17 protein-coding genes are annotated in these 23,443 nt (G+C 70.3%); 7 read left to right on the forward strand and 10 right to left on the reverse strand.

Translation table 11 applies throughout. The features are described 5' to 3' along the window. Nucleotides 1–58: 58 nt before the first annotated feature. Nucleotides 59–1,012 (forward strand): lysylphosphatidylglycerol synthase domain-containing protein, encoded by a 954-nt coding sequence (locus tag ITJ62_RS18125; protein ID WP_194605172.1) that lies wholly within the window; start codon nt 59–61, stop codon nt 1,010–1,012. 30 nt (nt 1,013–1,042) lie between these two features. On the opposite strand, the gene rfbA is transcribed toward ITJ62_RS18125, so the two are convergent. From rfbA to ITJ62_RS18140, 3 genes are all read right to left on the reverse strand, one after another. Then, complete coding sequence (rfbA, locus tag ITJ62_RS18130; RefSeq protein ID WP_138944769.1) at nt 1,043–1,909, reverse strand: glucose-1-phosphate thymidylyltransferase RfbA; 867 nt, start codon at nt 1,907–1,909, stop codon at nt 1,043–1,045. A gap of 70 nt (nt 1,910–1,979) precedes the next feature. After that, a complete protein-coding gene (locus tag ITJ62_RS18135) occupies nt 1,980–2,927 on the reverse strand; it encodes a class I SAM-dependent methyltransferase (protein ID WP_194605175.1) in 948 nt (315 codons plus the stop codon). A 4-nt stretch (nt 2,928–2,931) separates the two neighbouring features. Then, nucleotides 2,932–3,537 carry a dTDP-4-dehydrorhamnose 3,5-epimerase gene (locus ITJ62_RS18140; RefSeq protein WP_194605178.1) on the reverse strand — a complete coding sequence of 202 codons (606 nt, stop codon included), beginning with the start codon at nt 3,535–3,537 and terminating at the stop codon, nt 2,932–2,934. Nucleotides 3,538–3,651: 114 nt separating this feature from the next. On the opposite strand from ITJ62_RS18140, the gene ITJ62_RS18145 reads away from it, so the two are divergent. The 3 genes from ITJ62_RS18145 to ITJ62_RS18155 all read left to right on the forward strand — a co-directional run bounded on the left by ITJ62_RS18145 (nt 3,652) and on the right by ITJ62_RS18155 (nt 6,314). Further along, on the forward strand, nt 3,652–4,221 hold the full coding sequence (locus tag ITJ62_RS18145) for a GtrA family protein (RefSeq protein WP_194605181.1): 570 nt from the start codon (nt 3,652–3,654) through the stop codon (nt 4,219–4,221). 108 nt (nt 4,222–4,329) lie between these two features. Then, nucleotides 4,330–5,181, forward strand: a complete 852-nt coding sequence (rfbD, locus tag ITJ62_RS18150; protein ID WP_194605183.1) for a dTDP-4-dehydrorhamnose reductase — start codon at nt 4,330–4,332, stop codon at nt 5,179–5,181. After that, entirely contained in the window at nt 5,178–6,314 is a 1,137-nt protein-coding gene (locus ITJ62_RS18155; protein ID WP_194605186.1) for a glycosyltransferase family 1 protein, read from the forward strand. The genes rfbD and ITJ62_RS18155 overlap by 4 nt, the downstream gene beginning before the upstream one ends. 26 nt (nt 6,315–6,340) lie before the next feature. Here the strand turns inward: ITJ62_RS18155 and ITJ62_RS18160 are convergent, their stop codons facing one another. Then, the gene (locus tag ITJ62_RS18160; RefSeq protein WP_228498775.1) at nt 6,341–7,720 is read right to left on the reverse strand and encodes an LCP family protein; all 1,380 of its coding nucleotides are present in this window, start codon (nt 7,718–7,720) and stop codon (nt 6,341–6,343) included. Beyond that, nucleotides 7,717–8,238 carry a 5-(carboxyamino)imidazole ribonucleotide mutase gene (gene purE, locus ITJ62_RS18165; RefSeq protein ID WP_370582001.1) on the reverse strand — a complete coding sequence of 174 codons (522 nt, stop codon included), beginning with the start codon at nt 8,236–8,238 and terminating at the stop codon, nt 7,717–7,719. The genes ITJ62_RS18160 and purE overlap by 4 nt, the downstream gene beginning before the upstream one ends. A gap of 147 nt (nt 8,239–8,385) precedes the next feature. On the opposite strand from purE, the gene ITJ62_RS18170 reads away from it, so the two are divergent. Both ITJ62_RS18170 and ITJ62_RS18175 read left to right on the forward strand, forming a co-directional pair. Continuing rightward, a complete protein-coding gene (locus ITJ62_RS18170; protein ID WP_194605189.1) occupies nt 8,386–9,489 on the forward strand; it encodes a VIT1/CCC1 family protein in 1,104 nt (367 codons plus the stop codon). A gap of 141 nt (nt 9,490–9,630) precedes the next feature. Further along, nucleotides 9,631–11,724 (forward strand): acyltransferase family protein, encoded by a 2,094-nt coding sequence (locus tag ITJ62_RS18175; protein ID WP_194605192.1) that lies wholly within the window; start codon nt 9,631–9,633, stop codon nt 11,722–11,724. Nucleotides 11,725–11,945: 221 nt separating this feature from the next. Here the strand turns inward: ITJ62_RS18175 and ITJ62_RS18180 are convergent, their stop codons facing one another. From ITJ62_RS18180 to mvk, 5 genes are read right to left on the reverse strand one after another with little or no spacing between them, the layout of a single operon-like run. Then, the gene (locus tag ITJ62_RS18180; protein WP_194605195.1) at nt 11,946–13,139 is read right to left on the reverse strand and encodes a hydroxymethylglutaryl-CoA synthase; all 1,194 of its coding nucleotides are present in this window, start codon (nt 13,137–13,139) and stop codon (nt 11,946–11,948) included. 59 nt (nt 13,140–13,198) lie between these two features. Continuing rightward, nucleotides 13,199–14,266 carry a hydroxymethylglutaryl-CoA reductase gene (locus ITJ62_RS18185; protein WP_079002857.1) on the reverse strand — a complete coding sequence of 356 codons (1,068 nt, stop codon included), beginning with the start codon at nt 14,264–14,266 and terminating at the stop codon, nt 13,199–13,201. Further along, nucleotides 14,263–15,480, reverse strand: coding sequence for a phosphomevalonate kinase (locus ITJ62_RS18190; RefSeq protein WP_071262515.1), 1,218 nt, complete (start codon nt 15,478–15,480; stop codon nt 14,263–14,265). Before ITJ62_RS18190 ends, ITJ62_RS18185 begins: the two co-directional genes overlap by 4 nt. Continuing rightward, complete coding sequence (gene mvaD, locus ITJ62_RS18195; protein WP_370582002.1) at nt 15,477–16,535, reverse strand: diphosphomevalonate decarboxylase; 1,059 nt, start codon at nt 16,533–16,535, stop codon at nt 15,477–15,479. Before mvaD ends, ITJ62_RS18190 begins: the two co-directional genes overlap by 4 nt. Further along, nucleotides 16,532–17,470 (reverse strand): mevalonate kinase, encoded by a 939-nt coding sequence (mvk, locus tag ITJ62_RS18200; protein ID WP_194605203.1) that lies wholly within the window; start codon nt 17,468–17,470, stop codon nt 16,532–16,534. Before mvk ends, mvaD begins: the two co-directional genes overlap by 4 nt. A gap of 389 nt (nt 17,471–17,859) precedes the next feature. On the opposite strand from mvk, the gene ITJ62_RS18205 reads away from it, so the two are divergent. Further along, on the forward strand, nt 17,860–23,442 hold the full coding sequence (locus ITJ62_RS18205; protein ID WP_370582003.1) for a glutamate synthase-related protein: 5,583 nt from the start codon (nt 17,860–17,862) through the stop codon (nt 23,440–23,442). The last annotated feature ends 1 nt before the right edge of the window (nt 23,443 follow it).

Here is a 23,443-nt window from a genome sequence, read left to right on the forward strand (position 1 = left end):
TACGGCGATCGCCGCACGCACCGGCTGTGGACGCCGTGGGAGATAATGGGCATCTGCCATGAACAAGCTTACCCAGGTCAAACGGCCCCTCCAGATCGCCTTCGCGGTGGTCGTCATCGGCTTCATCACGTGGACCGTCATCCGGAGCTGGGACGACTTCGTCTCGAGCGTGCTCACGATGCAACCGGTCTGGCTGCTCGGTTCTCTCGTGGCCGGCTTCCTCGGCGTCTTCTTCTCGATGCTCGCCTGGCGGGCCGTCGTGATGGCCTTCGGCTACAGCATCTCGGTGCGGGACGCCTCGCACGTCGTGTTCGTGTCCCAGATCGGCAAGTACCTGCCTGGCGGTGTGTGGCCCATCGTCGCCGGCAGCCAGCTCGGCGCGCGCGCGGGCATCCCGGCGGGGGTCACGGCGATCACCCTCACGGCGCAGCTGTTGGTGAGCCTCATCGCCGGCTCCACCGTCGCCGCCGGCGCGTTCCTGGCGTTCCCGACACTCGCTGCGTCCTACGGCTGGCTCGTCGTCCTCGCGGTCGCCGTCGGCGTGATCGCCCTCCTGCCGCCGGTCCTCACGAGGATCATCGGGTTCGCCTTCCGCCTCCTCCGCAGGAAGGACTCATTGCCGCCCATCCGGGCGCTCCCGCTGTCCGCCGCGATCGGATGGTCGCTCATCAGCTGGGCGTGCTTCGGCGTCCATCTCTGGACCATCGTCACGTCGCTGGGCACGTTCGATCCGGGACTGCTCCCGCTCGCGATCTCCGGCTACGCCCTGGCCTGGGTCGCGGGGTTCCTCGCGATCATCGCGCCTGCCGGTGCGGGCGTGCGGGAGGCGATCCTCGCGCTCGTGCTCACCAACGTCGTCGCCGCGGGCTCGGTGCTGGGCATCGTGCTGGTGAGCCGGTTCGGACTCATCATCGTCGACGTCGTCGTGTGCCTCTACGCACTCGCCACCACACACATCAGGCCCGGCACCGCAGCGGTCGGACGACCTGATGCGGCTCCGGGCCCGGAGTGAGGGTGTGCGCTCAGCGCGGGACCACGAGGGTCACGCCTGCGCGAGCAGGGTCTGCAGGTACCGGCCGTAACCGCTCTTCACGAGTGGTGCGGCGAGGACGGCGAGCTGCTTGTCGTCGATCCATCCGGCACGCCAGGCGATCTCCTCGATGCACCCGACCTTGAACCCCTGTCGGTCTTCGATGACGCGCACGTACTCGGACGCCTGCATCATGGACTCGAAGGTTCCGGTGTCGAGCCAGGCGGTCCCGCGGTCGAGGACCTGGACCTGCAGGGAACCCTGCTCGAGGTAACGCTCGTTCACCGTCGAGATCTCGAGCTCACCACGCGCTGAGGGCTCGATCGTCTTCGCGATCTCGACGACCGAGTTGTCGTAGAAGTACAGACCGGGAACGGCGTAGTTGCTCTTCGGCTTCGCCGGCTTCTCCTCGATCGAGATCGCGGTGAAATCGTCGTCGAACTCCACGACGCCGTAGGCGGTCGGGTCGGCGACCTGGTAGGCGAAGATCAGCGCACCGTCGATGCTGTTGTGGTTGCGGAGGGCGGAACCGAGACCCGTGCCGTGGAAGATGTTGTCCCCGAGGACGAGCGCGACGCTCTCGTCACCGATGAACTCCTCACCGATGATGAAGGCCTGGGCGAGTCCGTCGGGCGAGGGCTGGACCGCGTACTCGATGCGGATGCCGAGGTCGGCCCCCGTACCGAGCAGCGCACGGAACTGCTCGTTGTACTCCGGCGTCGTGATGATGAGGATCTCGTCGATCCCCGCCATCATCAGCGTCGACAGGGGGTAGTAGATCATCGGCTTGTCGTAGATGGGCATCAGCTGCTTCGAGATGCCCTTGGTGATCGGCCACAGACGCGTGCCGGATCCTCCGGCCAGAATGATTCCTCGCATAACTCATGCAGTCTAGTCGGAGTTCGCGTCGGCGATCTGACGGCGACGAAGCACCCGTGGGTGCCGACGTTCAGTCGCCGCGACGCCGTACCGCTCCGCTGAACTTCCGCACCGGTGCCGTGAGCTTCCAACTCGTGCTCGATCGAACGGCCTCGAGCTGCTGACGGAGGCCGAGGGCTTCCGCCGCCGCGGCGGCAGCACGCTGTTCCGCCTGTGCGAGTTCGCCCTCCCGGCGAGCGAGCGCCTCCCGCGCCGCAGCGTCCTCGTTCCGGCCGTTGACGATGCCCGAGAGGTCGGCGCCGAGCCGCTCGTACGCGTCACGGACCCGCTCGGGTTCCTGAGCTGCGGCCTCGAAGAACCGCACCATCGTGTCGGGCAGGGCCGAACCGACGCCCAGGACGCCGAGGCCATGGTTGTGCTCGAACGTGAAGGAGGGGTGCCTGGTCTTGATCTCATCCCAGAAGCGCCAGACGCCGAACCCCTCCTGGTGCTCCGAGATGTCGTGGAAGAGGACCACGGCCCGATCGGAGAGCTTGGGCCGCCAGGACTCATAGTCGTGGATGACGTCTTCGTATCCGTGACGACCGTCGATGTGCAGGAGGTCGATCGTGCCATCTGCGAACTGGTCGACCGAGTCGTCGAAATAGCCGCGCAACAGGGTCGACGATGCGGAGAACTCGCGGCTGTTCACCCCCGCGACGTACTCGTACACCTCTTCTCCGTAGGCACCGGCCTGGTCATCTCCCTGCCAGGTGTCGAGCGCGAACGTCTTCGTGTCCAACCCGAGGCGACGGAACGCCTCGCAGAAGGCGAAGTAGGAGTAGCCGTAGTGGGTGCCGAGTTCGGCGAAGACGCGCGGTCGGACGGCATCGGCGATCCAGAAGGCGAACGGGGCGTGCTCGACCCACGCCGAGAGTGGGAAGAACCTCGGCTGCCAGAAGGCCGCGTGACCGAGCCAGTCCGGCTCGATCACCACGGATGCCGAGCCGACGAGCGACCGGTTGGCGGGCTCGCTCATACGATCAGCTCGACCGGAGCGACGCGTAGAACGCGCGGGCGTCGTCCCACGTCGGCAGCAGGCCGGCCGCTGCCGCCTCCGACAGGCCGGGAGCCTCGGTGTCCTTCGGCGACAGGAGTGGCGTTCCAGCCGCCTCCGGGATCACGAGCCCGATCTCCGGGTCGAGCGGGTTGATGCCATGCTCGCGGTCAGGACGGTACACGTCGGTGACGAGGTAGCTGACGGTCGCATCGTCGGTCAGCGCCACGAAGCAGTGCCCGAGCCCCTCGGAGATGAAGATCGCCTTGCGGTCGGTGTCGTCGAGCAGCACCGAGTCGACCTGGCCGAACGTCGGCGAACCGACGCGGATGTCGACGACGTAGTCGAGGACCGCGCCGCGCGTCGCCGTGACGTACTTCGCCTGCCCGATCGGGATGTCGGCGAAGTGGATGCCACGGACGGAGCCGCGCTTGGACACGGACGTGTTCGACTGGGCGAGCTTGATCGAGCGACCGCTCGCCTCCTCGAGCTTGTCGAAGCGGTACCACTCCAGGAAGACACCTCGGTCGTCGCCGAACTGCTTCGGCGTGATCTCGTAGCTGTCTGGGACGTTCAGTTCTCGGATCTGCACCCGGCGATCCTACCAATCCGTCGACTGCCGCGGCACTCTGTGACAACGCTCACAGCGCACGGAACGGCGTCCCCTGTGATACTCGAACGATCGGTTTCGTCGTTTGGGAGCAACATGGAGCGCCTCAAGAGGCTCGCAGAGCGCGTCTGGTTCGGCATCGCGCAGTACGCGCTCAAGTTCGGCGTCGTCGGGCTCATCGGGTTCGGCATCGACATCGCCCTGTTCAACCTGCTGCGGCTCGGCGTGTTCGGACACGATCACGCCCTGCAGTCGCCCATCGGGGCGAAGGCCGTCAGCGTCTCGGTCGCCATCGTCTTCAACTGGATCGGCAATCGCTACTGGACGTTCCGGGAGCACCGTCGCAAGAACTTCCTCCTCGAGCTCGTCGAGTACGTGGTCGTGTCGCTCGGCGGCATGGGGATCGCGCTCCTCTGCCTCTACATCAGCCACTACGTTCTCGGGTACGACACGCTCCTCGCCGACAACATCGCGAGCAACGTCATCGGGCTGGGCCTCGGCACGCTGTTCCGGTTCGCGTTGTACCGCTACTGGGTCTACGGGCACCATCGCAAGGACGGTCTCGCATCGGCAGCCCGCGTCGAGGAAGCACAGCGGACGATCTTCGAAGAACCCACACCGCGGACCGGCACGGTCAGGGAGCCGACAGACCGCCCCCTCGGCTGAGGCGGACACCGGCTCTGCGGCGGCGCGGGGTGTCCGGTCTCGGCCGTCCAGATCGCCCGAAGCCCCACAGGTTACGATGACTTCGCCCCATCGGAGAGGAACCACACCTTGTCTTATCTCATCACCGGAGCCTCCGGCATGCTCGGCCATGACCTGCAGGAGGCCCTCGCGGGCCGTCCGGTCACCGCCCTCGGCCGCGCCGAGCTCGACGTCACGGATCTCGAGGCCGTCCGCGCCGCCGTGGCCGGCCACTCGGCGGTCATCAACGCCGCCGCCTACACGAAGGTCGACGACGCCGAATCGAACGAGGCCGACGCGGCCGCGGTGAACGCCATCGGAGCTCGCAACCTCGCGGTGGCCGCTCGTGAAGCCGGAGCGAAGCTGGTCCAGGTGTCCACCGACTACGTCTTCGACGGCTCCGCCACCTCGCCGTACCAGGAGGACCACCCGCTCGCGCCGATCAGCGCCTACGGTCGCACGAAAGCCGACGGGGAGCGAGCCGTCCTCGCCGAGCACCCGAACGGCGGCTACATCGTCCGGACGGCGTGGCTCTACGGCAAGAACGGACCGAACTTCGCCGCGACGATGGCGAAGCTGGCGTCGAACGGCGTCGATCCGGCCGTCGTGACCGACCAGCTGGGACAGCCGACCTGGACGGCGGACCTGGCTGCGCAGATCGTCGCGCTGCTCGACGCTGACGCGCCGGCCGGGGTGTACCACGGCACGAACGCCGGACAAGCCTCCTGGTACGAGTTCGCACAGGCCGTCTTCGCGGCGGTCGGCGCGGACCCTGCCCGGGTCTCCCCCACCGACAGCTCTGCGTTCGTCCGTCCCGCGCCGCGTCCCGCCTACTCGGTGCTGGGTCACGACGCTTGGGCCGTCGCAGGTCTGGCGCCGATGCGCGACTGGCGCGAGGCCTTCGACGCAGCGACGCAGCACGGCGTCGTGACGGCACCGTGACGACGCTCCGGGTCGTCGTCGACCAGATCGTCGCTCCGGTGGCCGGCGGTGTCGGCCGGTACTCCGAGGAGCTCACCCGCGAGATCATCGCGAGCGCCCCTCCCGGCTGCGACGTCGAAGGCATCGTCTCCGCGGTGTCGAAGGAGAAGGTCGACCTCCTCGAGTCGAAGCTGCCGGGCCTCGCAGCCCTGCACCGTACGACGCTGCCCCGACGTGAGCTCAGCGCCGCCTGGCAGCTCGGTATCGTCACGCCGGGCGCCGGCAACGGCATGGTGCACGCGCCGGGTCTCCTCGCTCCGCTCAGCAGGCACGACCGCATGAACGACGGCAATCAGATCGTCGTCACCATCCATGACACGCTCGCCTGGTCGCACCCGTCCTCGCTGACGCCCTTGTCGGTCAGCTGGCAGAAGGCCATGGTGAAACGCGCCCGAAAACACGCCGACGCCATCGTCGTCCCGACCCACGCCGTGGCAGACGAACTGCGTCAGATCATCGACCTCGGCGACCGGGTCCGCGTCATCGGAGGCGCCGCCGCATCGACCCTCGCCCTCCCCACGGATGCCGACGGCCGAGCACGGACGCTCGACCTCCCCTCGGAGTACCTCGTCTCGGTCGGCTCACTCGACCCGCGTCGCGGCATCACAGAGCTCATCACCGGGCTCGGTCGTCCGGGAGCGCCTGACCTGCCGCTCCTCATCGTCGGCACCGACAGTTGGGGAGACGTCACGCTCGCGCAGGTCGCCGACGAGGCCGGTCTTCCGGAGGGCCGCGTGCGAGCACTCGGATTCCTCGACGACGCCGACCTGGCCGTCGTCCTCGACCGCGCCACCGCACTCGTGTACCCGAGTCTGGCCGAGGGTTTCGGCCTCCCGCTCGTCGAGGCCTTCCGCTTCGGCACTCCCGTCATCCACTCCGACGTGCCCGCGCTCGTCGAGGTCGGCGGCGGAGCCGGTGTCGTCGTCGAGTCCGGCGCGAAGGGCTACGCGGACCGTCTGATCGCCACCATCAACGACGTCGTCGGGGACAGTGAACGACTCGCTCGTCTGCGGATCCTCGGCATGGACCGCGAGCAGGCGTTCAGCTGGCGTGACTCCGCAGAGCGCGTCTGGCAGTTGCACGCCGAGATCTGACCGGTCCCGGTGGGCCGGTCGCGGGGTCAACCCGCGTCGGTCGGGTCCGCGGTCGGTGTCGGCGGCCAGAGCGTGTCCTGGACGGTCTGCTTGATGAGCCCGTAGTCGGGCTCGGTGGGGTCGATGAGCGGCGGCACGAACTCCACGCTCGCGAGGCCGGCGGTCTTCGTCTTCCCGGCGAGGTTCACGAAGTACCCGAGCATCGACTGCGGGACATCCGTCTTCACGACGTCCGGGCTCGCCGCGGCGATCTCCTGGAAGCGCAACAGGACGTTCGTCGGGTTGAACTGCTTGAGCATCGCGTCCTGGAGTTCGCGCTGGCGCGCGATCCGGTCGTAGTCGCTCGTCGAGTGCCTGGAGCGCGCGTACATGAGTGCCGTCCGACCGTCCATGACCTGCTTACCGGGCTCGATCCACTCGGTGACGTCGTTGAGGTCCTCATCGCCGTCCATCGGGAGCCGCTGCGTCGGCGTCATGGTGATACCGCCGAGCGCGTCGATGAGCGTCGCGAAGCCCTGCATGTCCACCAGGACGTAGTACTGGATCTTCAGGCCGGTCGCGCCTTCGGCCGCCTGCTTCATGGCCTCGATGCCGGGCTCGCTCCCCGCGGCCTCGGCCTTCGGGAACAGTTCGGGGTTCTTGAGCTGGATCTCCGTGTAGATCGAGTTGAGCTGGCAGACGTCGACGTCGCAATCGTCTTCATAGCCGTAGCCGTTCGGATACAGCGAAGCCATCTCGGACCCCTCCGGGAACGGCACGGGATCGAGGTCACGCGGGAGCCCGAATGCGGTCGCTTTGCCCGTCTCGGCGTTGACGGCGACGACCGAGGTGCTGTCGGGTCGCAGTCCCTCACGGTCGGCGCCGGCGTCACCCCCGAGGAGGAGGAAGGTGTAGTACCCGTCGACCGGGTCGACCGGGGCGGTCTGAGCGAAGATCGAGCCGATCGTGCCACGTGCCGAGCCCGCCACGACCGCACCGTAGCCCGCTGTCCCGGCGACGGCGACGAGCGCCAACGTGGCGAAGAGCGCGACACCGAGCCGCGCGTTCGGAGAGGCTCGGACGAGGCGGACGAGGCGCAGGGTGTCGAGCGTGAGAATGACCCACAGGATGGCGTAGAGAGCGAGGAGCACCTGCACGGCGGTCAAGGTGAACCAGTTCGTCGCGATGGTGATGACCGGGGCGGGCCACAGCAGGTAGGCGACAACGGCCACGATCGCGAGCACCCAGAGTGACAGGGTGCAGAAGAGTCCGAACCGCCCGAGCTTCCGGTTCCCGGCGAGCACCTGTGCAGAGCCGGGGATCAGGAGGTTGAGGACGACGAGCCACCAGGCACGCTTCGTCATCACCTCGCGTGAACGGGTGTCGGGATACCGCATCGGCTTCGCGGCGGTGGCTGCACTCGTCATAGCTGCGCTTTGAGGTTCCGGTTCTTCTCCTCGACGGAGTCGGCGAGGGCCTCGGCATAGGCGACGAGCGCCTGGTGCAGGGCGTCGTCGGCCGTGGCGAGGATTTTGACGGCGATCAGCGCGGCGTTCTTCGCTCCGCCGATCGAGACGGTCGCGACTGGCACGCCCGCGGGCATCTGCACGATCGACAGGAGCGAATCGAGGCCGTCGAGGCGGGAGAGCGGCACCGGCACGCCGACGACCGGGAGCGTGGTCACGGAGGCGAGCATTCCGGGAAGGTGCGCCGCGCCGCCGGCTCCGGCGATGACGACCTTCACGCCACGGCCGTGGGCGGCCTTGCCGTAGGCGATCATCTTCTCGGGCGTGCGGTGGGCCGACAGCACCTCGACCTCGAACGGCACGCCGAAGTCGCGGAGCACCTGCGCCGCATCGCTCATGACGTTCCAGTCGGAGTCCGAGCCCATCACGACGCCGACGAGCGGCGGGGCGTCAAGGGACGGGGCGGAGTTCTCGGGCATGAGCACCATCGTAGATCGCGGTGCCTGAAGATCGGCTCAGGACGCACCGCAGCCGGCGGACAAGCCCTCGCCCAGGCGCCCCCCAGTCCGGGGACGCCTCCGTACCGCCCAGCGCACCGATCGACAGGTGTCTGGGACAATCGGCGGATGAGCACGCCGACCGCGGATGGATCCGCATCACGCCAGGAGCCACCCAGCCAGCGCGAGCTGCGGCGGTGGCGCGGGTACCTCGCCGACGAACGCGCCGAAGCCGCCGTCTACCGGGATCTCGCCGGCCGGCGGAGCGGTGAGGAGCGCGACATCCTGCTCGCGCTCGCGGAGGCCGAGAAACGTCACGAGTCGCACTGGATCGCCCTGCTCGGGGACGACATCGGGAAGCCGCAACGCGGTGACCTGCGGACCAGGCTGCTCGGCTGGCTCGCGAGGCGGTTCGGATCCGTCTTCGTCCTGGCGCTCGTCCAGCGCGCCGAGTCCCGCTCGCCCTACGCGACCGAACGGGCGGCCACCGAACGCATGGCCGCCGACGAGCAGATCCACGAGGAGGTCGTCCGGGGCCTGGCCGCCCGAGGACGCAACCGCCTGTCCGGAACCTTCCGGGCGGCCGTGTTCGGAGCGAACGACGGACTCGTCTCGAACCTCGCGCTCGTCATCGGCATGAGCGCCACCGGCGTCGGCAACGGCGTCGTCCTCGCCGCCGGGCTCGCGGGCCTCCTGGCGGGCGCGCTGTCGATGGGAGCCGGCGAGTACGTCTCGGTCCGGTCGCAGCGGGAACTGCTCGAGGCGTCCAGCCCCAACCCGGCGGCCGACGATGCCTTCCCCCACCTCGACGTCGACGCGAACGAACTCGCGCTCGTCTATCGGGCCCGTGGCATGGAGGTCGGCGAGGCCGAGGCCCACGCAGCGGACGTCCTGGCCCGCGTCGGCGCCGGCACCTACCAGCGCGAGGCCCGGACGGCTATGGAGCACGAGGCCATCGGGACCGGGCTCGGCGCCGCGCTCTCGAGCTTCTGCTTCTTCGCGTCGGGCGCCGTCATCCCGGTCCTGCCCTACCTGTTCGGGCTGCAGGGTGTCGCTGCGCTCCTCATCGCCGCGCTCCTGGTCGGGGTGGCCCTCCTCGGCACCGGCGCCGTCGTCGGGCTCCTCTCCGGCGGGCCACCGCTCCGCCGGGCACTGCGACAACTCGCGATCGGGTACGGCGCAGCCGCAGCGACCTACGTGCTCGGCCTGCTCTTCGGCGCGAACGTCGGCTGACCGGCCGCCGGCCCTCCGCCGCGCGACACCGCGCGCCACCGCGTGCCGATGCGAACCCGTCATCTGCCGTCCACGAGTGCGTCACCGGCGTTCCCTACGCTGAGCCATCCGTCCGTCGACCCGGGCGGTGGAGGAGGGCGCGTGAGGCAGGTGCAGGACCGGACCGGTGCGTCTCCCCTCCTCGGAGCGGTTCCGCGCACGCAGCCCGACATCCAATTGCTCCGCGCGATCGCCGTCCTGTCCGTCGTCGTCTTCCACCTGTCGTCGAGCCTCCTGCCCGGCGGGTACGTCGGCGTCGACGTGTTCTTCGTCGTCAGCGGGTACCTGATCACGAGCCACCTCGCACGCCAGGCCGACGAGACGGGCCGCGTCGACCTCCCGGCGTTCTGGGCCCGCCGGATACGGCGACTCCTGCCGGCCGCCCTGCTCGTCCTCGCCGTCACCGCCGTCCTCATCTGGCGGTTCGCTCCGCCGAGCGCCTGGACGCAGTTCTTCACCGAGACCGTGGCGAGCGCGACCTCCTGGGAGAACTGGTTCCTGGTCGGGAGCTCCGTGGACTATCTCGCACAGGGCAGCGCCGCGTCACCGGTCCAGCACTTCTGGTCGCTCTCCGTCGAAGAACAGTTCTACCTCGGCTGGCCGCTCGTCGTCGTGCTGTGCGTGTGGCTCACCAGGCGTCGACCGTCGGACCTCCGCCGCACCCTCGGTGTTGCGCTCGGGATCATCGGTGCCACCTCACTCCTGTGCTCGATCCTGTACACGGCGGCGGATCCGGCACCGGCGTACTTCGCCACACCGACCCGTGCCTGGGAGTTCGCGGCCGGCGGTCTGCTCGCGCTCCTCGGGCCGGTCGTGGTCGTGCACCGCACCCGGTGGCGGACGGCCTCCGGTGTCCTCGGCGTCGTCCTCCTGGCGGTCGCGCTGGTCACCTTCACCGAGCGGACGGCGTTCCCCGGGATCGCCGCCGCCCTCCCGGTCCTCGGGACGCTCCTCGTGATCGTCGGTGGGTCGTCGACCCACCGATGGTCCGTGACGACCCTTGCGCGCACACGTGCGTCGCTCCTCTTCGGCGATCTCTCCTATTCGCTGTATCTGTGGCACTGGCCGCTCATCGTGGTCGCGCCGTGGGTGCTCGGCGTGCCCGTCGCGCTCGGCGATCCGCTCGGTTGGGCGATCGCTGCCGCACTCCTGGTCGTCGCCGTGGTCCTCGCCGCGCTGACGAAACGCTTCGTCGAGGACCCCGTCCGACGAGCCCCCGTCCTCGCGCACGCGCGCTCCGCACGGACCGTCCTGGCGGCTGGCGCGGCGACCGCGCTCGTGCTCTGCATCCCGACGGCGGGGTTGCTGACCGTCGCCGCCGAGGAACGCGCCCTCGCGAGCACCGTGGACGCCTACGTCGCGGACGGCGAGCCGTGTTTCGGTGCCGATGCGGCCGTGTCGGGCTGCACCAACCCGGCGTTGGCGGACGAACTCCTGCCGCCGCTCTCGGTGCGGACCGAGGACACGGGTGACACCTTCCGGTGTTCCGCGGCGGCCGACGCGCCGGACTTCCCCGGCTGCACCTTCGGTTCCGATCGCCCGGACGCCACGCGGGTCGCGCTCACCGGGAACTCGCACGCCACGATGCTCATCCCCGGCCTCGTCGACCAGCTCGAGGCACGCAATTGGCGGCTCGACGTGTACGTCGGCAAGGGCTGTGAGTGGCGGGAGCCGGGACCGGACGACTCGGCGGCCTGTGTCGCGCGACGGACGCTCCTGCAGCAGGCGTTCACGGGTGAGCGGCCGTACGACATCATCCTGGTGACCTCGAAGAGTCCGGACGAGACCTCGGTGGCCGAGCAGGCCGCGATCCGCGGCGCGACGCTCGCGGCCTGGAGACCGGTGCTCGAGCAGGGGACGTCGATCGTGGTGCTGCGGGACAATCCGCGCGTGCCGACCGAGGCCGCGGCCTGCGTCGACCGCGCGAGCGCCGCCGAGCTCATCGCGGGGGCGTGCGCCTTCCCCGTGGCCGAGGCATACCCGACGTTCGACCTGAACACCGCCACGGCGGCGATGACCGACGGTGCCGTGCCGGTCGTGGATCTCGGCGAGCTGTACTGCGCGGCGGGGACCTGTCCGCTCGCCGTCGGGAACGTGCTCGTCTATCGCGATCTGCACCACATCACGGCCAGCTGGTCGCGGACCCTGGGCCCGTTCCTCGTCGACCGGATCCGAGCCGCCACCTCCCGAGGGTGACCAGTCCCTGATCGGGTGGAGTGCCAGCGCGGTGCGCTGACGCGAGCGCGGCGGAACCGGCGTCGGCGCGGTGCGCTGACGCGAGCGCGGCGGAACCGGCACGAGCGCGGGGCAGACGCGTGAGCGCGCCCCTCCGGAGACCCGCGCTCACGTCCCCGACCCGCGGTGACGTCAGCGCACCGCGCTGGCGACCACTCGGGAGAGCTCGGGCGCGGGAGCGGTCAGGCGGAGGTGGGCTCGTACTGCCGGCGGTCGCCGACGACGCCCGCGAAACGGAACGGCGCACCGGTCTCGCGCGGACGGTCCGAGTCGTGGACGTCGGCCGACGCCGCGTCCTCAAGAAGCTGCAGGTAGCGGGCGTCGTCGACGACCGTCCTGGCATCGAGCTGCGCACGGTTCGCGTCGCTCCGCAGAGCCGAGCGGTAGCCCGGACGCACGATGCCGCTGAAGCACTCCGCGACCGCACCAGAGCCGTAGCTGAGGAACGCGATGCGCCGACCGGTGAGGTCGTCGTCGCCGTCGAGCAGCGCCAGCAGCGCGAGGTACACGGAGGCCGTGTAGCTGTTCCCGATCCGGCGGTTGTACCCGGTCGTCGGCTCGATCTGTGCGTCCAACTCCTCCTGGGTGCGCTCGGAGCCGAGCGACTTGGCCAGGTGCCGGTGCGCCTTGATCGCCATCTTCGTGAACGGCTGGTGGTAGCAGAAGTGGTCGACCTCGGAGAAGTCCGCTCCGCCGCGCGACCGGTAGTCCGCCCAGGCCCCCTCGATGGCGTCCTGGTAGGCGGAGATGGACAGCTTGCCGTCGACGATCGCCGTCGCACTGTGGTTCGGGCGCCAGAAGTCCATGACGTCCTGCGTGTAGACGCCGGTCGCGGTCTCGAGCTCGAGGACGGCCGGATCGGCGGCCACGAGCATGGCGACGGCCCCGGCACCCTGCGTCGGCTCGGCGTTGGAGTGCAGTTCGTACCGCGCGACGTCGCTCGCGATCACGAGGACGGTCTCCTCGGGGTTCCGCGCCACGAGCGCAGCCGCGAACTGCAGTGCCGCGGTGGCCGAATAGCAGGCCTGCTTGAGCTCGACCACGCGGACCGCCTGCGGCAGGCCGAGCAGCCGGTGAACGTAGACGCCAGCGGACTTCGACTGGTCGATCCCGGACTCGGTGGCGAACAGGACGGTCCGGAGGCGGTCGCTGCCGTGGCGTTCGATGATCGGCGCCGCAGCGGCGGCGGCCATCGTGACGATGTCCTCGTCGGCGGCGGGGACGCTCATCTCGCTCTGGCCGAGACCGATGTAGTACTTGGCGGGTTCGACACCGAAGCGCCCGGCGAGCTCGGCGAGGTCGATGCGGTTCGCCCCGGTCGCGAAGGCGATGTCGTCGATGCCGACGGCGGGGCTGCTGGTCTGGTTGGTGTTCACGTGCGGGGTGCTCCGTTCGAGCGTCGACGATGCACCGGTCCCCCGGTGCGGTGGGAGGGTCAGGCGGGCGCGCCGGCTGCGGTCTGCGCGCTGCGTTCGAGCTTCAGGTGGGCGGCCATGAGCTCGCCGGGGTTGGTCTGCGCGGCGAGGAGTGACAGTTCGCCACACCAGACGGCGGCAGCACACAGGACGGCGAGTCGCCGGGCGTTGGCGCCGGGTTCACGGTCCTCGCGGCACCCGAGGCGGGTGAGGTTCTCCTCGACGAAGCCGAGCCCCTTGCCGTTGCCGACCGTGCCGACGATGAGGTTCGGCAGGGTGCAGGAGAAGTAGAGGTCGCCGTCGTGGACCTCGGCGTGCGTGACGCCCTGCGAGCCCTCGACGATGTTCGCCGCGTCCTGGCCGGTCGCCAGGTAGAACGCGAGCAGCATGTTGGCGTAGTGGGCGTTCGCGCTGCGCAGGCCACCGGCGAGGATCGTCCCGACGAGGTTCTTGCGCACGTTCAGCTGCACGATCTGCTCGGGCGTCGTGTGCAGGAACCGCTCGACGATCGCCCGCGGGATCGTCATCTCGGTGACGACGTTCTTGCCGCGACCCAGGATGCCGTTGACCGCGGTCGCCTTCTTGTCGGAGCAGAAGTTGCCGGAGATCGAGCCGTAGCGGAGCATCGGCCAACGCTCCATGATGTACGGCATGAGACGGTCCGCCGCGAGCGTGACCATGTTGTGCCCGGACGCGTCACCCGTGCGGAACTCGAGGCGCAGGAAGAGCAGGTTGCCGGCGATCTGCGAGTTGATCTCGATGAGTTCTGCGAAGTGACTCGACTGGGCGACGACGGCCTGCAGCTCGGGCAGGCTGCGCTCGATCTCGCGGAGCGCCTGCAGGGCGTCGCCGGCGGAGTCGACCTCGAACAGGACGGAGCGGCTCATCCGCTCGTCGACGAGGGTCGCGCGGATGCCGCCGGGGACCATGGAGGAGATGCGGGCGCCCCGGCGCACCGACGGCCAGAGCGGGCTCTCGTAGGTGGCGAGCGGAACCTCCTGCTCGCCCTCCATGACGTTGCCGCTCAGGTGGAGCGGGCCGATCCACTTGAGTGGGACCGGTGCGACGCCGTCGGGTTCGTTGCTCATGCGTGGGGTTCCGTTCCGCCCCGGAGGACGTCGTGCTGCTCGGCGAAGGCACGAGCGTAGGTGGATCTGATGGATTCGACCGCGTCGTCGTCGGTACGGCTGATCTCCGACGGCCCCCACGGGCTGTGGGCGGCGTCGATGAGTCCGGTCGGCGGGTGCACCGTGAGCGGGAGCCGCTCGATGCCGTGCGCCGACCAGTCGTCTTCCAGGGCGGCGGTGGAGACGGACTGGCCGATGAACGCGATCCCGCAGTCGCCACCACCGGCACCGGACGACTTGGCCGCCCCGCCGAGACGCTCGGCGGCGTCGCAGAGCTGAGCAAGCGCGGCGGTCTCGATGTCGACACCGGCGTCGCGTCCGAGACCGGCGAGCGTCGCGCGCGCGGAGCGGACGGCGCCGAGCACGAGGGCCGGGTCCTCGTCGTTCAAGCCGATCGTGAGGGCGTCGACGGCGGCGCGGCTGGCCGCGAGGAAGGAGGTGTAGTGGGCGGTCTCCGCCCACTTGCGGGACTGCAGTTCGTCGACGAGACGCGTGGTCGAGGCGGGCTCGCCGGTCCAGCCGACGAGGAGCCGGAGCGAGGTGGGCGGCGACAGGCGCTCGAGCCCTAGCTCGGCCCAGGGGTCGCGGAGGGCGGCGAGCACCCCTTCGCGGTGGCGCACCTCCCGCAGCCGGGCCCGATCGGGCGAGGTGTAGCGGAGCCAGCCGCCGAACATGCTCGCCGCGAGGTCGCCCCCGGAGGCTGCCGGCGCGACGTCGATGGTGGCGAGGATCGCGAGCTTGAGCATCTGCGTGCGGGTGAGGTCGAGCTGGTAGAACTCGTCGAGGGCGCGGATGGTGGCGGTCGTCACGGCCGCACTCGAGCCGAGGCCGAACTTCCGGCCGCTCGCGTCGTCGAGCTCACTGGTGATGGACAGCGCGGAGAACCGCTGCGCGACGCCGAGCTCGGCGACGAGGGTCTCCATCGTGCTCACGGCGGAGAGGACGTGGTCGAGCGGGCGTTCCTCGTGCTCGACGACGACCCCGTTGCGGTTGCGCCGCCAGATGATGGGCGCTCGGCCGTACTGGTCGGAGAAGATGCGGCCCTCGTGCTCGCTCGCCTCGAGTCGGACGGTGACGCACCGGTCGACCGCGACGAGGATGGAGGGGTGCCCTGGTTCGACGACGGCGTACTCGCCGGCCACGAAGAGCTTGCCGGGCGCCTTGATCTCGATCATCGCGCTCCTTCCGTTGTCTGCTCGCCCGCCGATCCGCCGGGCTCCGAGGTGATGAGCCTCGCGCCCCGTCCGGCTCTGGCGGGGATGACGCCGATGTCGGGCTGCGCCTCGAGGATCCGAGTCGCGAGCTCGTCGACCGCGTCGGCTCGACACAGGATCTTCACGTTCGGGCCGGCGTCCATCGTCGCATAGCATTCGAGGCCGTCGCCTCTGAGGTTTGCGACGAGATCGAGCAGTTCCACGCTCGCCGGTCCCCAGTACCGGACCGGCGGCTCGGCGCCGAGCATCGTGGCGTGCATCCGCATCGCGTTCCGCTCGGCGATCGTGCCCACCGCGGTGAAGTCGGCGCGGGCGATCGCGGCGAGCATCTCCTCGAGTTCGACGGGGGTGCGTTCGACCCAGGCGGGGTAGTACGGGGAGGTGTCGACCGTGCGCCGCATGCCGTCGCGGCTGGAGACCGACTTGGCCCGGGCGTCGAGGACGGTGAGGACCATGCCGAGCTCGAGTCCGGGCGCGGGCACCGCCTCGGCGAAGGAGCTCTCGTCGTCGTGCCCGGCGTGCCAGACGGCGATCCCGTCGAAGATCGAACGGGAAGCCGATCCCGAGCCACGGCGGGCCAGCCGGGAGAGGGCACGCCGATCGAGGTCGAGTCCGAACGCGGTCGACGCGGCGAGCGCCAGTGCAGCGAAGCCGGAGGCCGAGGAGGCGAGGCCGGCGCCCGTGGGGATCTCGTTGTGGGAGTCGACGGTGACGCGCTCGTCTCGGCCGGCGAGCGCGCGCACGAGGTCGATGAAGCGCGTGACGCGGGAGCGGGCGGTGCCCTCGAGGGCTCGTCCGCCGAGGAGCACGACGTCGTCGGCTGCGTCCGTCAGTCGCACCGTCGTCGTCGTGGGCGCTGCGTCGAGGGTCAGTGAGAGGCTTCCGGTCCACGGGAGGATGAGCGCCTCGTCCCGCTTGCCCCAGTACTTGACGAGGGCGATGTTGGGGTTGGCGAGCGCGGTCGCGCCGCCCTCCTCCGAGGCGGTCGTCGCGAGCTGTTGCGGGGTCAGGGTCACGCGTAGTCCTCCGCGTCGATCGTCCAGGTGCCGAGTGCTCCGGCCTCGAGGAGGGCTTGCGAGATGCGTCGGGCTGACGCGGGGTCTGCGGCGAGGGTGATGATGCATCCGCCCTGCCCGCCGCCCGTGAGCTTCGCGCCGAGGGCGCCGTTCGCCGCGGCGACCGCGATGAGCGCGGTGATGGCGGGGTGGCCGGCGCCGAGTTCGTCGAGGACGACCTGCGCCGCGTTCATGCGGGTCCCGAGGTCGTCGCGGCGGTCCGCGGCGAGGTCGGCGACGCCCGCCACGGTCCCGCGTTCGAGCTCGGCCAGGAGCGCGTGACCACGCTCGGGGTGCAGCTCGACGAAGGCTCTGACGTCGGCGACCGCCTTCCGGGTCGACCCGCGCGCGCCGGTGTCGGCCACGACGAAGCTGCCGCCGAAGCGGATCGGCGGATGGTCGACCCGGCCGGCGGTGAAGAGGATGGGCGTCGAGGCGCTCGTGGCCCGGGCGTCGAGACCACTGGGCGTCCCGTGGGCGACGCGTTCGCCGCGCTGCACGAGCTCGAACCGGTCGGCGTCGTCGAGCGCCACGCCGTGGAGGTCGGCGACGGCGTCCACGATCGCGTTGGCTGCTGCGGCGCTCGAACCGAGGCCCCGTCCGATCGGCAGCGTCCCGCGGACGACGACCTCGACACCGGCCGGTGCCGCACCGACGTGCGACAGGGTTTCGAGGACGGTGGTCCCGAGCGGGTCGGAGGCGTCGAGCGGGCCGAGCGAGATCTCGGTGTCGAGGACCGAGGCCCCGTCGATGCGTCGGGCGGTCGCCTCGACCCGGAGCGACGGGATGGGCAGGGCGACGGCTGGAGACCCGTAGACGACGGCGTGCTCGCCGAGCAGGATCGCCTTGGCGTGCGCGAAGCCGCGACCGGTCGCAGCCGTGTGCTCTGTCGTCATCTCACCATTCTGGTCCGAAAAACATGCAGCTGGCTGCACATCGGTCGTCCGGTCGCGATCCGATCCACCCCGGGCCGACTCGTGAGCCGTCCCGCAGCGCATCCGGGCGCTGCACGATGGGCCGTCGACGGGAGCCGCCGGAGCGCTCACGGCGTGTCCCATGCGTACCGGAAACACCCAGCCTACGCCGAACAGCCCGGTTCGGCTCGTTACGGTTGAGTGGGCGGGACGGCCCGGTTAGGATCGGAACACCTCCATTCATGCAGACGACGGCCGCCGCACCCAGCGCCCGCGTCGACACGGACCCACCCTCCAGCGACGTAGATCCGGTCCCGTCATCTCACCGTCTCCGGGCCGTCCAGCGCCCGCATTCCGAGGGGTACCCCGTCGTGATCTCGTCTTCCGTCCCACCGCGCCCGCGCACCGCCGCACCATCGCCCCTGCCCGACCTCGTCGATCGCCAGACCGACAAGAGCGACTGCGGCGTCGGCTTCATCACCCGCAAGGACGGCGTGCAGAGCCACGACGTCATCGCACTCGGCGACACCGCCCTGTGCGCCATCCCCCACCGCGGCGGCATGTCCTCGGAGGGTGTCGGCGACGGAGCGGGCGTGCAGATCGACCTCTCGGTCGACTTCTTCAGCTCCCTCGTCGGCAAGCCGCTCGTCGCCGGACGGTTCGGCGTCGCGAACGTCTTCCTCCCGGTCGACCACGGTCGGATCGGCGACGCCGAGGCGCTCATCGAACGCTCGCTGGGCGAGGCCGGCTTCACCGTGCTGCTCGCCCGTGCCGTGCCGACGGTCGACGCCGTCCTGCGCCCGAAGGCCGTGCAGTACCAGCTGCCGATCCGGCAGTGGATCTTCGAGCCCTCGGACGACGCCTCCACGGAGGACCTCGACCGGCGCGCGCACGCGGCCCTGCTCGCGATCGAGGCGACCGCCTACACGGACCTCACCCTCGACGGCCTGTACCCGCTGTCGCTCAGCACGCGCACCCAGGTCCTCAAGGGACGCCTCAACTCCGGCGAGGTCATCCCGTACTTCGCCGACCTGGCCGACCCGCTGCACCGGGTCAGAACCCTCGCCTTCCACACCCGGTTCTCGACGAACACCGCTCCCCACCCGTCGATGGCGCAGCCCTTCCGACTCATGGCGCACAACGGCGAGCTCAACACCGACCGCAAGAACCGTCTGTCCGAGACGGCGCTGGCGGCGTCACGTGGCCGGAAGATCATCCGGGCCAGGGGCCAGTCGGACAGCTCGCGACTCGACCAGACGCTGCACAGCCGCGTCGTCGAGGACGGCCTCGAACTGCTCGAGGCGGTCGTGTCGGTCATGCCCCCGGCCTGGGAGAACGATCGCACGCTGAGCCGCGAGGTTCGGGCGATGCTCGAGTACTTCTCGCTCGTCGAGGAGAAGAACGACGGCCCGGCCGCGCTCATCTTCAACGACGGCACGACCGTCGGCGCCCGCCTCGACCGCCTCGGCCTGCGCCCGTTGCGCAGCGTCGAGACGGCGGACTACCTCTGCGTCACCTCCGAGGCCGGGCAGCTGCCGTTCCCGGACGACGAGGTGGTCCACCGCGGTCGCATCGAGGCCGGCGGCATGCTCGCCTACGACCACCGCACGGGCACGCGCCTCCGCACGGGCGAGGCGCTCGAACTCCTCGCGGCGCGCAAGGACTACCCGGCGATGCTCGCCGCATCGGCCACCGACCTCGACGCGCTCGAGGACCGGGGTGTGCCGGTGCCGGCACCGACGGCCTCGGCGGACGACGCCTTCGCCTACCGCGGTGGGCTGAGCCAGGTGCAGCGCTACGTCGCCTACTCCCTCAACCAGGAGAGCTTCCGGTTCATGACGGACCCGATGCTCGCCTCGGGCAAGGAGCGGATCTCGGCGATGGGCTACGGCAACGCCATCAACGCCCTGTCCGACCAGGAGGGCGGCCTGGCGAAGTACTTCTCGCAGCGCTTCGCCCAGGTGACCAACCCGCCGCTCGACAGCATCCGTGAGGCGGACGGCATGACCCTCCGGGTCGCGCTCGGCCCGAAGCCCGGCAGCGGCACGATCGGAACGAAGCAGCTCGTCCTCCGATCCCCCATCGTCAGCGAGGACGAACTGCGGCGCCTCAGCGCTCAGCACGAGTCGCCGGTCGCATGGTTCGACATCCTCTACCGGCCCGAGGTGGACGCGCAGGCGAACGCCGACGCGCTCGAGGCCGCCGTCGAGCGCGTGGCCGCGGAGGTCGCCGGGTTCGCCGCAGAGAACGGCGGCATCGCGATCCTCAGCGACCGCGGCGTCCACGCGGAGGGTGCCGCCCTGCCACTCATCCTGGTCGTGGCGGCCGTCAACCAGCGACTCATCGACGACGGCCTCCGGCTCCGCGTGTCGCTCGTGGTCGACAGCGGCCAGCTTCCGTCCTCGCACCACGTCGCCTCAGCCCTCGGCTTCGGCGCGTCCGCGGTGCACCCGCTCGCGGTCCGTCTCCGTGCCGAACAGCAGCACCCCGACGACGTCGAGGCCGCGTTCCGCCGGTTCGCCTACGCCGCCGAGAAGTCGCTCCTCAAGACCATGGGCCGGGTCGGCCTCTGCACCGTCGAGAGCTACATCGGCGGCGAGTTCTTCGAGCCGAACTACCTCGACACGAGCGACCCCGTGCTCGCGCGCGCCTTCCCGCACCTCCGCGCCCCCGTCGGCGGCGTCGGGTTCGCCGGGATCGCCCGGACGGCGAGCGCCTGGCACCAGCGCGCCCTGACCACGTCGAGCGACGCGGATGTCCCGCTCCTCGGCCTGTTCAAGGAACGCGCCGAGGGGGCGGGCCACTCCTACGGGACGACCGCGGTCCGCGGCTTCGTCGACCTCACCGAGGAGCCCGTCCAGCTGCCGCGAGCAGACACCACGGCCGTCGACCGCGACGGCGGCACGCTCGGTGACGACCCGCTGCGCCTCCACACCATCGGGAACCTCGAGGACGCGTTCGGGATCGACGACGACGCCTACCAGCACACCTCCTTCGACGCCCTCGACGACGACGAGATCGACGCCTTCACCATCACGCCCGGCTACCGCTCCTTCGTCCAGTCGATGACCACCGAGCGGCGCCGTCGCCCGGCAGCCCTCCGCGACGTGCTCGTGCTGCCCGAGGACATCACCCGGCTGACCACCCCGGAGGAGTTCGCGCGCGAGCTCGACCGGCTCGGCCCCGTCGGCAACTCCTCGATCGTCGTCCGCGGTCTGCGTGCGACACGGACCGAGCAGGGGCGGCACCGGCTGCAGCTCACGGGACCGCTCGCGGGCGACCTCACGCGGGTCTCGGCGCTCGGCGAGTACTACGTCCACCGTTTCGGCGGCGAGGTGACGGGGCACTGGATCTCCGGTGGCGACCTCATCGTGGAGGCGACGGGGTCCGCCGACGACTACTTCTCGATGCTCGTCGAGGGTGCCGAGAGCATCTCGACCGACCTCGTCCAGCCAGCGAGCGAGATCACCCGATCCCTCGCGTCCGGGGCGATGAGCCACGGCGCGCTCGTGGCGACCGCGCACGAGGCGGTCGCGCACGGCACCAACATGGTCGGCGGGATGTCGAACAGTGGCGAGGGCGGCGAACACCTGTCCCGCTACGGGACGATCCGCGGCTCACGCATCAAGCAGTTCGCCTCCGGGCGCTTCGGTGTCTGGGCCGGCTACCTCGCCGACCCGATGCTGCAGGAGCTCGAGATCAAGATCGGCCAGGGCGCCAAGCCCGGCGAGGGCGGTCAGCTCCCGGCTCCCAAGGTGACGGTGGACATCGCCGCCGCCCGGGGTGGCACGCCCGGCATCGAGCTCGTCTCGCCGCCGCCGCACCACGACACCTACTCGATCGAGGACCTCGCGCAGCTCATCCACGACTGCAAGGCGGCACGGGTCCGCGTCGTCGTCAAGCTCGTCTCCTCCGAGGGCATCGGCACGATCGCCGTCGGCGTCGCCAAGGCCGGTGCCGACGTCATCAACGTGGCCGGCAACACCGGTGGGACCGGCGCAGCCGCCGTGACGAGCCTCAAGTACGCCGGACGCAGCGCCGAGATCGGCATCGCCGAGGTCCACCAGGCCCTCAGCGCGAACGGTCTGCGGTCGAAGGTCACCCTGCGCTGCTCCGGCGCGCACCAGACCGGTCGCGACGTCGTCATCTCCGCCCTGCTCGGCGGCGACAGCTTCGAGTTCGGGACCACCGCGCTCATGATGCTCAAGTGCGTCATGGCGAAGAACTGCAACGTGAAGTGCCCGGCTGGTCTCACGACCAACCCGGAGACCTTCGACGGCGACCCGCGTGCGCTCGCGCAGTACCTCCTGAACATCGCGCACGACGTCCGCGAGCGGCTCGCCATCCTCGGCCTCCGCTCGCTCCGCGAAGCCCGCGGTCGCACCGACCTCCTCCACCTCGTCGACCACCCGGCGGCCGTCGCAGACCTCGATCTGCGGGCCATGCTCGCGGTCGTCCCCGAGGTCGTCGTCACCGACCCCGTGTACCTGGAGAAGGACTTCACGCTCGACGACGCCCTCATCGAGCGGGTACGGGCAGGACTCTTCGACGACGGCCGGACGACGCTCGACCTGGGCGCCGAGGACACCGACGGCGGGATCCGACTCGGCAACCGCTGGCGTTCCGTGGGCGGGCAGCTCGCGATCGACCTCGAGCGCATCCTCAACCACGAGCTCGACGACGCCCAGGCGGCGGCCATCCCCTCGGTCGTCACCGACGACCGCGGCCACCGTTCGCTCGCCGCAGACACCGTGACCATCCGCACCGAACACTCGGCGGGACAGTCGTACGCGGCGTTCTGCGTCGACGGCCTGCACTGGCGGCACACCGGCACCTGCAACGACGGCGTCGGGAAGAGCGCATCCGGCGGCACCATCGCGATCCTCTCCCCCGGCGGCGGCAGCTCGGAGGACGGCGGCAACGTCCTCATCGGCAACTTCGCGCTCTTCGGGGCGACCGGTGGCCGCACCTTCGTCCAGGGCGAGGCCGGCGACCGCTTCGCCGTCCGCAACTCGGGCGCCACCGCGGTCGTCGAGGGCGTCGGCGACTACGCCTGCGAGTACATGACCAACGGCGCCGTGCTGAACCTCGGCGGCTTCGGGATCGGCTTCGGCAACGGGATGAGCGGTGGCTTCGTCTACCAGTACGACCCGCGGGGCGAACTGCCGAGCAAGGTCAGCGCGGACTCGCTCCTCCTCGGATCGATCACCGAGGGCGAGCAGGCCGCGTTCCACGAGGCCGCCGTGCTCCTCCTGCTGGAGTGGCACGTCGAGGCGACCGGCTCGCCGCTCGCCTCCCGGTTGCTCGCCGAGTGGGACACGGCGAGGCACCAGTTCGTGTTCGGCATGCCCCGCGCGCTGCTGCTCTACCAGGACAGCGACGCGATCCTCGCGGCCAAGAGCCGCAAGGAACTCCTCGACGAGCTCGGCGCGGCCCTCGCGGCGCAGCAGCTCCGCACCTTCAAGCTCGACTACCGCGACCGCCGGCCGGTCCGCGGCGGTCGCGCCCCCGGACTCGGCGAGCCCGCGGCGGACCCGCAGGACGTCTACGCACTCCTCACGAGCTACACGGTGCTGAAGCTCGCCCAGGAGGTCGCGCTGTCCCGCACGCCCGGCGTCGACGACCCGTCGCACCCGCTCGTGCAGGCGAGCGTCCGCACGCTCATCCTCACCGAGGACTTCTTCGTCATGCAGCGGGTGCAGCGGGCGGCTCGAGAGCTGCTCGAACGGTACGACGACGGAGCGCTCGCCGCCATGATCGCAGCGAAGCGGCTCCACGACTACACGGAGGCCCTGCGGCTGCGGAACGTGCGGTCGATCGACCACCCGGGCACCACTGGGTGGATCATGCACCAGCACGCCAAGAACCGTGCCCGATCCGCAGCGACCGGTGGCACCGAAGCACTCCTTGCATCGGCCGCTCTGGCCGAACTGACGCTGGCGGGTGGCCGATGAG

The sequence above is a fragment of the Plantibacter sp. VKM Ac-2876 genome, from assembly GCF_015350715.1.
GTDB classification, from domain to species: Bacteria; Actinomycetota; Actinomycetes; order Actinomycetales; family Microbacteriaceae; genus Plantibacter; species Plantibacter auratus.

Bases quoted from the DNA above. Each gene is read 5' to 3' on its own strand.
- ITJ62_RS18125 (WP_194605172.1), top strand. From the start codon at position 59: ATGAACAAGCTTACCCAGGTCAAACGGCCCCTCCAGATCGCCTTCGCG.
- rfbA (WP_138944769.1), bottom strand. From the start codon at position 1,909: ATGCGAGGAATCATTCTGGCCGGAGGATCCGGCACGCGTCTGTGGCCG.
- ITJ62_RS18135 (WP_194605175.1), bottom strand. From the start codon at position 2,927: ATGAGCGAGCCCGCCAACCGGTCGCTCGTCGGCTCGGCATCCGTGGTG.
- ITJ62_RS18145 (WP_194605181.1), top strand. From the start codon at position 3,652: ATGGAGCGCCTCAAGAGGCTCGCAGAGCGCGTCTGGTTCGGCATCGCG.
- ITJ62_RS18160 (WP_228498775.1), bottom strand. From the start codon at position 7,720: ATGACGAGTGCAGCCACCGCCGCGAAGCCGATGCGGTATCCCGACACC.
- purE (WP_370582001.1), bottom strand. From the start codon at position 8,238: ATGCCCGAGAACTCCGCCCCGTCCCTTGACGCCCCGCCGCTCGTCGGC.
- ITJ62_RS18170 (WP_194605189.1), top strand. From the start codon at position 8,386: ATGAGCACGCCGACCGCGGATGGATCCGCATCACGCCAGGAGCCACCC.
- ITJ62_RS18185 (WP_079002857.1), bottom strand. From the start codon at position 14,266: ATGAGCAACGAACCCGACGGCGTCGCACCGGTCCCACTCAAGTGGATC.
- ITJ62_RS18190 (WP_071262515.1), bottom strand. From the start codon at position 15,480: ATGATCGAGATCAAGGCGCCCGGCAAGCTCTTCGTGGCCGGCGAGTAC.
- mvk (WP_194605203.1), bottom strand. From the start codon at position 17,470: ATGACGACAGAGCACACGGCTGCGACCGGTCGCGGCTTCGCGCACGCC.